Raw genomic sequence first — 10,176 nt, forward strand, 5'->3', positions numbered from 1 at the left:
CAGTCAGCTGTAGATGACGCACCCACCAGCAGGAACCGTCAGTTCGACCGCTTTGCCGTTGCGCGGTTCCACGTCCAGCGTCTGCCCCTCCTGCCCCCGGTCGGTGCTGAACAAGCACGTCAGCTTCGCCCCGAGCGGATGCAGCTCGTCGTCGATCGTGACCCACGCCGTCCGGGCGTTGTCGGGGTCGGTGTTGATGGCCGCCACGGCCTCGGTTCCCGCGAAGAGCCGCGACCAGGCGACCACCGAGCGCATCTCACCGCCGAAGAGCTGCGGGTAGCCGAAGTTCACGCCGTCGCCCGAGATCTGGCGTAGATACTGGCGGCCGCGGCGCAACGCCGGCTGCGTTCGGCGCAGGGACAGGATTCGGGACACCTGGCGGTAGGTCTCGTTGTCCTCGTCGAAGGCGTGTGCTCCCCGGCTGCGGAACGGCCCGAACGAACCGCCGAACATTGCCTCGCGCAGGTAGCGGTCGTTCGGTCCGTGGCCGTCGAAGCCCTGCTCGCCGCCGTAGTACAGGCACGGGATGCCCAGGGTCAGGGCGTTCAGCGCGATCGCCGCCACCCCCAGTTTCTTGCCGGCCTCGTCGGCGGCGAAGCGGGCCTTGTTCTCGCCCTTGCGCACCTGGTCGTGGTCGTCGAAGGCTGTCACCACGCGATTGCGGAACCAGGTGTGCGAGTCCTTGCCCAGCTGCAGCGCGTCTCGGAACAGGCCGAAGTAGTCGCGCGGGTCGCGGCGGCCCTTCACGAGCCATTCCATCTGGTCCTGGACGTCGGCTATGCCCAGCGCCGCGTTCATGCCGACTTCTTCGAGGGTTCGGTACGCGAAGTCGCGCGGGCCGGTGATCTCGGCGATCAGGTAGAAGTTCTCCTTGCCGAGCGACTGCGCGAATTCGTGGACGGCCGACGCGAAGTAGCGGGCCGCGCCCGGGTCCATGTGTTTGACCGTGTCGACCCGGAAGCCGTCCAGGTCGGCGTACGCGATCCAGTACTGGTAGACGCGGGTCAGCGTTCGCAGGGCCGGCGACGGCCGGTAGCCCTCGGTTGTCCCGGCTCCCAGCGAGATGTCTTTCAGCCCGATGAAGTCGCCCTCGAGGTATTCGGGATACCAGTCCCAGTTGTCGATGCGCCCCTTGGCCGAGAACGTGTCGGGGCGCTGCAGTTCGGCCGGCCACACGGCCGCGTCGAGATCGGCCACAGGAGAACCGAACGGCAGGGATGCTCGCCCGGAAGCGTCGCGGAAGCCGGCCACGCGATAGGGCCGACCGTCCCAGCGGGCGTCGAAGCCCGACGCCGTCGGATACCGGTCGGGGTCGTACCCGAAAACGTCGCCCGCGTGGTTGAGCACCACGTCGAGGATGACGCGGACGCCGAGCGAGTGGGCTTCAGTGACCAGGTCACGAAGGTCGGATGCCGTCCCGAAGTGCGGGTCGACGTCGAGGAAGTTCTGGGTGGCGTACCCGTGGTAACTGTGGCCGCTGGTCTGTTTCAGGACGGGGCTGACCCAGACCGCCGTCACGCCGAGCCGGTGCAGATAGCCGAGCTTGCCGCGCAGCCCGGACAGGGTTCCGCCGGCCCAGGTGGCGCCCGCCTCGTGCCACATCGGGTCGTCGGCCGCGTCATGATCAGCCGGGGACAGCAACGGGGTCGACCCTGACGTGACCACCGCGCCCGAATTGTCCCGGTAGCCCTGCTCGTTGCCGTCCGAGAAACGGTCGAGCATCAGGAAGTAGAGGACTTCGTCCTCCCAGGCGGCCGGCGACGGATGAAAGTCGCGGCCGGCGACCAACTGCAGGAAGTTGATTTCAGCGACTTCTCGGAAGCTCATAGCAACAGAGCCAACCCCCACCGTACGAGGATTGGCTCTGTTGCATCCGAGATCTGACTTCTACTCGCCCGGCTTCGGGAATTCCTCTTTGTCCTGGCCCTTCATGTAGTCGGCCAGGGTGCGGTATACGACCGGGTTCACGATGCCGTGCGGCATGTGGTCGGTGTGGTTCGCCCAGTCCGGGTTCACCATGTAGCCCGCCACCACCATGTTGCGCGACCCCACCACCAGCGACGCCGTCTTGTCGGCGTCGGTCGTGCCGGTCTTGCCGAAGATCGGGTGCTTGATGGTGCCGTACGCGTTGGGTTCGGTCGATCCGGCGCAGTTGCCGAGCTGGGCGTGGTCGCCGACGGGGCAGCGCGCCGCGTCGAGGGCCTTGCGGGCCACGTCCTTGTCCGTCACGCGCTTGCACAACGGCTGACCCGCCTTGACCTTGGAGCCGTTCGCCGCCGTGATCTGCTTGATCGGCGTCGGCGCGCAGAACATGCCGTCGCCGGCCAGGGTGGCGTACGCGTTCGCGATGTCCAGCGGGGTCGACGTGGTCACACCCAGGGTGAACGCACCGAAGTTGTGCGCTGCCTCGGGGGTCGCCACCAGGTCGTGCTCGGCCTGCGAGCGGAACGTCATGCCGAACCGCTTCGCGACGTCCACCACCTTCTCGGCGCCGATCTGTTCCTGCAGCGGCACGAAGTATGTGTTCACCGACTTGCCGAAGCCGGTCCACATGTTGAACGTGCCCTTCTCGTTCGGTGACGCGTTGCTCGGGCAGTAGTCGGTCGTGCCCGGGCAGGCCGCGGGTGCTCCGGCCGCGATCGGGTAGTTCGAGTGGTACGTCGAGCCCGAGGTGATGTTGTGGCTCAGTTCGAGGCCGTTCTCGAGCGCGGCGACCATCGTGAACATCTTGAACACCGAGCCGGCCTGGTAGCCGTTGATGTCGCCGCCACCGGTGATGATCGGGTTCGTGGTGTTCGGGTAGGTCGCGCGGGCCCCGTACTTGCGGGTCTGCGGGTTTGAGCTCTTCGGGTTCTTGCCGTCGTCGAGCTTGAACTTGCGGTTCGCCGCCAGCGCCTTGACCTGCCCGGTGCCCGGTTCGATCCCGGCGATCAGGACGGCGTTCTTGTCCTTGTCCTTGATCTTCTTCGTGATCTCTTTGCGGGCCGCGTTCTGCGCTTTGACGTCCATCGACGTGACGATCGTGTAGCCGCCGGTCTTGAGCTGGCGTTCCCGCTCGTACGCGTTGTTGCCGAAGGCCTTCTGCTGCATCCACCAGCGGTAGACGTAGTCGCAGAAGAAGCCCCAGCTGTTGTTCGCGACCGACGTGCAGCCGTTGCCGGGCCGGTTCGTGGTGCGGGCGAGCTTGACCTTCTTGGCCGCGTCGCCCTGCTCCTTGGTGATCTGCTTGAGCGCCACCATGTTGTCGATGATGTAGTTGCGCCGGTCCAGGGCCTGCGGGTACCCGGTCTTGGTCGTCGGGTCGAACGCGGTCGGCGCCTTCACCATGCCGGCCAGCAGCGCCGACTCGGCGATCGTGAGGTCCTTGGGCTTCTTCTTGAAGTAGACCTGGCTGCCGGCGTAGATCCCGTACGCCCCGTTGCCGAACGGCGCGAGGTTCAGGTACCGGGTCAGGATCTCTTTCTTGTCGAGGTCCTTCTCCACCTGCAGCGCGTACTTGATCTCGCTGACCTTGCGCTCGGGGCTGTCCTTGGTGGCGTCGATCGCCTCCTGCGGCGTCTTCGCCCCGTAGGCCTGCGCCATGCGTACGTACTGCATGGTCAGGGTCGACGCGCCCTGCTGGGAGCCGCCCTGGTGATTGTTGACGACCGCGCGGGCGATGCCTTTGAAGTCGACGCCGTTGTGTTCGTAGAACTTGTGGTCCTCGGCGGCGACGATCGCGTCCTGCATGTTCTTCGAGATCTGGCTGTTCGGCACGTCGCTGCGGAACTCGTCGTAGAGGACCGCGATCTGTGTCTTGCCGTCGCTGGCGAAGACCCGCGTCACCTGCGGGGCGGACTGCTGCTCGATCGTGCTCGGCAGCGCCGCGAAGCCCTCCGAGCCGGCCTTGGCCACGAGGCCGCCGAGGGCGACCGCGGGGAACGAGGCGGCCGAGACCACGACCCCGGTCAGCAGGCCACACGTAAGCAGAAGCACGGCCTTGCGGCTGAGCGATCGATCCTTCGTCCGGTTACCCATAGTCACGGAGCTCCAGACCACCTTTCTCGACGGGTTGCAGCCTTCGTCGCCGCGAGGGCGGGACGTCCGGGAGCGCCGAGCGCCGTCCGGAACGCCCGGGAAGCGTACGTGATCATGATGTGCCCCGGCGTCAAGCCTAGGCTTCGCCGATCGATCCCTTTTCGTCCCTCCCGGACGTGTGATCCATGCCCTTGATCCACGCTGGGGAAACCGACTCGATCTCCCCGTAGGGTTTCGGGATGAGTTTCCAGGACGACGTCCGCAGCACGTTCCGGCGCGGCGACAGTGACGCAGTGTTGCGAATGGCTTCGGCCGAGTTGGCGCGGGCGAGGGGTGCGGGCGACGCGGCCGGCGAGGTCGAGGCCCTGTACGCGATGTCGCGCGTCGCGATCCGCGGCGGTGATCTCACCCGCGGTTCAGAGCTGGCCGGCGAGGCCCTCGACGTGGCGATCGGCTCGGGTTCGCGGCTGCTGGAGGAACGGCCGCGCCACGTGTTGGCCGCCGTCGCGCGTCTGGCGGGCGACTATCCGCTGGCCCGGGACCGCTATCTGGCCAGCATCGAGCTCAACGCCGAGCTGGGTCACGATGAGACGGTCATCACCGAGAAGCACAACCTGGCTATGACCGCCCTGCGCCTCGGCGACGTCGACCAGGCCCGCGAACTGTCGGCGACCGTACGCGAGTGGGTCCTCGGCAAGAACGACAAGACCCTTCTCCCGTACGTCGGAGTGGCCGCGGCGGCGATCGCGACGGCGGAGAACGATGCTCCCCGCGCCGCGGCGATGGCCGGGTTCAGTGACGCCGCGTTCGCGGCCCTGGGTCAGGTGCCCGATCCGGACGACGCCGCCGAACTGAACGCGATCCGCGCGTCGGCCGGGGCCGCCCTGGGTGCCGAGCGCTTCGCCGGGGCGTACGAGGACGGAAAGGCCTGGACGCCCGACGAGGCCTTCTGATCAGTCGAGTGCGATTATCGTACGGCGATGCGCCATTACTCCGTACGCCTGCAGTCGCCGGACGGCGCAAGCGGGACGCTGGCTGCCTATGGGCACTGGGGGCGGCCGCTGCTGGTGTTCCCCACCGAGAAGGGCGACGCCTGGGAGTGGGCGAAGAACGGCATGGTCGCCACCATCGATCCGCTGATCGAGGCCGGGCGGGTGAAGCTCTACTGCGTCGACTCGTTCGACGAGGGCACGTGGTCGGCCCAACACCTGCCGCTGGAGGAGCGGGCCCGGCGGCACGCGGCCTACGAGTCGTGGATTTCCGACGCGGTCGTGCCGCACATCCGTGCCGACTCCGGCGAAAGTGTCGAGATCGCGACTGCCGGCTGTTCACTGGGGGCCTTCCACGCCCTGAACTTCGCGTTCCGGCGGGCCGACCTGTTCCCGCTGGCGCTCTGTTTCTCGGGCAACTATGACCCGAGCGCCTGGAACGGGTGGGGCGAGCGCGGCGAGGCCACCTATTTCAACAGCCCGGCCGACTATGTGGCCAACCTGCACGGCGACCATCTCGACTGGCTGCGGTCGAGGCTGTCCGTGCTGCTGGTGTGCGGTCAGGGCCAGTGGGAGGACACGACCGGCGCCCTCGCCTCGACCCCGCACATGGCCGCGATCCTGCGCGACCGGGGCATCCGGCACGAGCTCGACATGTGGGGCGCCGACGTGCCGCACGACTGGCCGTCCTGGCGGGCTCAACTCGCCCACCACCTGCCACGTTTCAGCTGAGGCGGTACGACGCAGAGTGATCACCAGCGGGTGACGCACTGTCGGGTACTTGCCTGCACAGGGTTGACGCCGTTACCTATTGTGACCGTATCTGAAATCGGCCGGATCGCCGACGCCGTCGCACGCCCGGCCACTCATCTGTCACGGGGGAGCACGCATGCCGCGTCTTGGACACGGACGGACCATCACTCAGAAAGACCTCGACCAGGCCGAGCAGCAGCTCGCCGGCGCCGCCACCGAGAGCCGGGCCGCCTTCGCGCTCGTGCAGCCGGTGGAAAGCCATAGCTTCGACTTCCTGTTCCCGGCCCTGCAGGACGACGAGGCCAACCTGCTGCCGCAGACGGCCGGCACGCTCACGCAGCTCAAGGCGCTCGGCTCGGCCATGGTCGACACCGATGTGGCCGGTGACGACAGCCCGATCCCGGCGGCCTACACCTACTTCGGGCAGTTCGTCGACCACGACATCACCCTGGAGATCGGGCAGGGCTTCGGCTCGGCCACGATGGAGCAGCTTCTCGACCCCGAGATGGCCCCGCTGGCGGTGACGGCGATCCGCAACGCGCTGCTCAACCAGCGCACGCCCACTCTCGACCTGGACAGCGTCTATGGCCTGCCCGCGCCGCACGACCCGGCCGACGGCAAGAAGATGCAGCTCGGCAAGGTCACCCGGCTCAACGGCACGCGGGTTCCGACGCTGCGGCCGCCGGGCACCGAGGGCGACGACTTCCACGACCTGCCCCGCGAGCCGGCCAACCCCGGCAACATCGAGCACGACCGGGCCGCGGTCATCGGCGACCCCCGCAACGACGAGAACCTGATCATCGCTCAGCTGCACGTGGCATTCCTGCGGGCGCACAACGCGCTGGTCGACAAGGGCCTGTCGTTCGAGGAGGCCCGGCGGGTTCTGCGCCAGCACTACCAGCACGTCGTCGTCGAGGACTTCCTCAAGCGCGTCGCCGACCCGGTGATCGTCGACGACATCGTCACCAACGGCAACCGGTGGTTCGACGCCCTGTCCGACCCGACCTTCATGCCCCTCGAGTTCTCGGTCGCGGGCTACCGGTTCGGCCACACGATGGTCCGGGCCGAGTACAACTTCAACGTCAACTTCCGCATCGGTACGCCGTTCGACGCCTCGCTGGAGCGGCTGTTCACCTTCACCGCGCTCAGCGGCGAGCTCGGCGGCACCCCGACCCTCCCGGACAACTGGATCATCCAGTGGGACAACATCATCGGCGACGGACCGTCGGTCGGGAAGGCCCGCCGCCTCGACCCGAACCTGGCCTCGCTCAAGGCCGGCGAGCTGAAGGCGCTGTTCGCCCTCAAGCAGCTCAACGGCGAGACCGAGACGCCCGACCTGGCCGCCCGGCTGGCCGTCCGCAACCTGCTGCGCGGCTACCGGCTGCGGCTGCCCACCGGTCAGGCCCTCGCCGACCACCTCGGACTGCGGGTGCTCACCAAGGACGAGGTGCTGGCCGCCGCGGGCAACGACCAGCAGCGAGCCGCCCTTGAGGCCGGGGGCTTCGAGACGCGTACGCCCCTCTGGTTCTATGTTCTGGCCGAAGCCAAGGCGCTGGGGAACAACGGCGCGCACCTCGGGCCGGTCGGCAGCACGCTGGTCGCCGAGGTTCTCATCGGGCTCGTGCGGCGCAGCACCGACTCGATCCTCGCGCAGCCCGGCTGGACGCCGTCGCTGCCGTCGGCCAAGCCCGGGAAATTCGAGCTGGCCGACCTGCTGCGGCTCGCCGGGGTGCTGGGCGGCGGCGTGGTCGAGCCCAAGACGTACACGGTGAAGGCCGGCGACACACTGATCAGCATCGCGGCATCGCAGCTCGGCGCGGCCAACCGGTGGCCGCAGATCTACGCGCTGAACCAGGCGCTGATCCGCGACCCGAACCGGATCTTCCCCGGGCAGGTCTTCGTGCTGCCGCCGCAGACCCCGGTCGGCCCGATCCCGCGCCTGCACACCGTGCAGCCCGGCGACACCCTGAGCGGCATCGCAGCCGCCCAGCTCGGCGCCGCGAACCGGTGGCCCGAGATCTTCGCCCTGAACCGCGCGATCATCACCAACCCCGACCGCATCATCCCGGGCCAGGTGCTGATCCTCCCGGCATAGACCTCCTGTCCGTTGCGAGGAACGCGTGTCCAGCCGGGCGACCATGCTGGACACGCGTTGCGCTGCCACCGCGGAACTACAGGGAGACGGTGGTCGGCTCCGAGTTCGCTGACTCGCGCAGGACGACCGACGTGAGGGTCGCGGAGGCGGGGACGTCGAAGTAGAGGCGGTCGATGACGCGGCCACCCCGGGCGAGGTCGTCAAGCAAGCCCGAGCTGCTGCCGATCTGGGCCACGGCGTCGGCCAGGTGGGTCGCACCGGAGGAGTCGACGGTCCGGGCAAAGGATATGCCGGGCTTTCGCGGGGTGCCGCTGAGGTTGCGAACAGCTACGCCGACCACGCAGAAGTAACCCTTGGGGTTCGCGCCGCGGAGCGTGGCCCCGCAACCGCGCGAGGTGACCTCGTACGCGAAGTTGTGACCGGGGCGACCCGAGCCAGCGGCTTAGGTCCTCGCCCGTACGCGTAGCTGACACCCGCACCGGCCAGGGCTACCGCCCCCAGGGCGATCCCGATTCTCATTCGCATGCCGCCCACCGATTCCGTCGCAAGAACTTGTCTATCGATGGCTCCACGCCTATATCCAGCACCATCAGGACTGACCCGGTAATGCCCGTGTCTACAACAGACCGCTACCAGGACTCGCTAAAATCACTTCACCGGATGGCCGACAACTACAGGTGAACGTCGGCGGCCAGACTCCTGACCTTCGGCCCCGATAAATAACACAAGCTAAAATAGCGTCGGCCAATCGTCCGGCGGAACGAAGCCAGACCACTCACCGCTGACCACGCCGTCCACGAGCATCTGGCCTTGCCGCGACGCTCTGATGCGGGTCGCCTCGACGGACCTCGCACCGGTTTCTGCGCTGCTTAGCGCCAAGTCCTGTTTCTGCCACGCCAGTTCACGGCTGACGGATTCATGGAGTTGCCAGCCATCGAACCTTCCGTACTGCTCGAAATGCACGCCTTGAAGCATACGGAGCATCCCAGCAGAGGCCATCTTGGCTTCCTCCCGCGATATTCCGGGCGTCGCCTGGCCAGCGCACGAGACGGCATGCCCGATAACAGTTATCGCATCGAAAACAGCCATGTGGTAGCGCCCGTAGTCTGCGTCCTCCAGACTATCGCGAATGTCACTCCCGACACTGGACAACTCTTGCAGGTCGACCTTGGAACCGTCAGCCAGCGCGGCCCAGGACCTGTCCAAACAGGCCCTGAGCCAGGCCGGGTCACTCACACCCAGCCGACACACCGGCAAGGATCGCTCGCCACAGCACAGGGCGAACACAACGACGGCCCGAACTGAGTCACGGCCCTCGATCTCCTGCTGAATGCCTTGCATGGCTACTTCTTAACGGCAGATCTCTTGCCGGTCAAATCCCAGCCGGCGCCCAGCAGCATGGGCTGACATCGCCTTGGGCAGATGTCTCTGGATGTTCCCATCGATATCGGTGTGAGAGGCCCGGGGTTGAACAGGTCACCATCGCGAGCGGCATTGAGCAGCTGTCTCTCAGCATGAACTTGGGGCCCCGGGAACGGGAGAGGGGTGATATCGTATTTGGCCAAGATAGCCACCTGCTCTTCGGTGAAGGCTCGGCCGGCTTGAGCAGCAAATCGCCCCTCAGCAGTCGTCATGACACCTACTGTCAAATTACGGTTTCTGGTGTAGGCATCACTGTCTGCATTTCCCGTGCTGAAAGCTGCGTGTACCTCTTCCGCGACTTCTTGGTCGCCGCAGTTGTGAACGAGGACAGGCCGGATCCCAGCCAGCACATAATAAGTGTGGATATTGCTGACAGTTAAATTGTGGACGGTGGCTTTTGATGTCGACCAGCGGTGGACCGCCGTGATCTGAATATAAGTCCCAGGCCCGGTCTGCAGCCACTGGCCGGCAGCGAGATCCGCCGCCTTGAGCCATTTCGAAAGCTCAGGGACCCAGAAGGGATGGCCATCAGTCGCGACTATGTCGGATGTCTCGGTGCCGCTCTCACCATCAGTGTCGACGGAAACTCGAACCAGGTTCTTGACGCCCTCACCGAGAATCGCCGCGGTGACAGTCTCGACGCGGGTCTCGCCGGTCCTGGCATCAGTCACGATTACCTTATCGCCGGGCTTCACCTGCTCGATCGGCCTCGAGGACCCGCCTGCCATAAGCACCTTGGTACCCGGCAGGAAACTATTGGTCTTACAGCCACCACCATCGTCACGGCCGTTTCAACATCATCCCGTGAGGCCGAGGATGGTGAATGGCCTGGTCATTTCGCGGTTGGCCCAGCGGGTGGCTTCGGTGATGTTAGTGCGGCCGGCCAGGCGTAGGGCGTTG

The 10,176-nt window shown here is 66.6% G+C and carries 7 protein-coding genes and 1 pseudogene; 3 read left to right on the forward strand and 5 right to left on the reverse strand.

Annotated elements, in window-relative coordinates; all coding sequences use genetic code 11:
* Nucleotides 1-3: 3 nt before the first annotated feature.
* Both EER30_RS23965 and EER30_RS23970 read right to left on the reverse strand, forming a co-directional pair.
* Nucleotides 4-1,827 (reverse strand): alpha-amylase family glycosyl hydrolase, encoded by a 1,824-nt coding sequence (locus tag EER30_RS23965; RefSeq protein ID WP_127502751.1) that lies wholly within the window; start codon nucleotides 1,825-1,827, stop codon nucleotides 4-6.
* 60 nt (nucleotides 1,828-1,887) lie between these two features.
* Entirely contained in the window at nucleotides 1,888-3,975 is a 2,088-nt protein-coding gene (locus EER30_RS23970; RefSeq protein ID WP_432417563.1) for a transglycosylase domain-containing protein, read from the reverse strand.
* A gap of 281 nt (nucleotides 3,976-4,256) precedes the next feature.
* On the opposite strand from EER30_RS23970, the gene EER30_RS23975 reads away from it, so the two are divergent.
* The 3 genes from EER30_RS23975 (at nucleotide 4,257) to EER30_RS23985 (ending at nucleotide 7,854) form a co-directional block, all read left to right on the forward strand.
* Complete coding sequence (locus EER30_RS23975; RefSeq protein WP_127502752.1) at nucleotides 4,257-4,970, forward strand: tetratricopeptide repeat protein; 714 nt, start codon at nucleotides 4,257-4,259, stop codon at nucleotides 4,968-4,970.
* 27 nt (nucleotides 4,971-4,997) lie between these two features.
* Nucleotides 4,998-5,738 carry an esterase family protein gene (locus tag EER30_RS23980; protein ID WP_127502753.1) on the forward strand — a complete coding sequence of 247 codons (741 nt, stop codon included), beginning with the start codon at nucleotides 4,998-5,000 and terminating at the stop codon, nucleotides 5,736-5,738.
* A 157-nt stretch (nucleotides 5,739-5,895) separates the two neighbouring features.
* Entirely contained in the window at nucleotides 5,896-7,854 is a 1,959-nt protein-coding gene (locus EER30_RS23985) for a LysM peptidoglycan-binding domain-containing protein (RefSeq protein ID WP_127502754.1), read from the forward strand.
* Between the two features lie 76 nt (nucleotides 7,855-7,930).
* On the opposite strand, the gene EER30_RS23990 is transcribed toward EER30_RS23985, so the two are convergent.
* The 3 genes and pseudogenes from EER30_RS23990 to EER30_RS48860 all read right to left on the reverse strand — a co-directional run.
* Complete coding sequence (locus EER30_RS23990; protein WP_127502755.1) at nucleotides 7,931-8,194, reverse strand: hypothetical protein; 264 nt, start codon at nucleotides 8,192-8,194, stop codon at nucleotides 7,931-7,933.
* 389 nt (nucleotides 8,195-8,583) lie between these two features.
* Complete coding sequence (locus tag EER30_RS23995) at nucleotides 8,584-9,195, reverse strand: YjaG family protein (protein WP_127502756.1); 612 nt, start codon at nucleotides 9,193-9,195, stop codon at nucleotides 8,584-8,586.
* 386 nt (nucleotides 9,196-9,581) lie between these two features.
* Nucleotides 9,582-10,067, reverse strand: a pseudogene (locus EER30_RS48860) (polymorphic toxin-type HINT domain-containing protein); the annotation flags it as partial.
* Nucleotides 10,068-10,176 lie beyond the last annotated feature (109 nt).

Source organism: Actinoplanes solisilvae, assembly GCF_003999975.1.
Lineage (GTDB): Bacteria > Actinomycetota > Actinomycetes > Mycobacteriales > Micromonosporaceae > Actinoplanes > Actinoplanes solisilvae.

Excerpts from the sequence above, each read along its gene's own strand:
- EER30_RS23965 (WP_127502751.1), bottom strand. The coding sequence starts at position 1,827 with ATGAGCTTCCGAGAAGTCGCTGAAATCAACTTCCTGCAGTTGGTCGCC.
- EER30_RS23975 (WP_127502752.1), top strand. The coding sequence starts at position 4,257 with ATGAGTTTCCAGGACGACGTCCGCAGCACGTTCCGGCGCGGCGACAGT.
- EER30_RS23980 (WP_127502753.1), top strand. The coding sequence starts at position 4,998 with ATGCGCCATTACTCCGTACGCCTGCAGTCGCCGGACGGCGCAAGCGGG.
- EER30_RS23985 (WP_127502754.1), top strand. The coding sequence starts at position 5,896 with ATGCCGCGTCTTGGACACGGACGGACCATCACTCAGAAAGACCTCGAC.
- EER30_RS23995 (WP_127502756.1), bottom strand. The coding sequence starts at position 9,195 with ATGCAAGGCATTCAGCAGGAGATCGAGGGCCGTGACTCAGTTCGGGCC.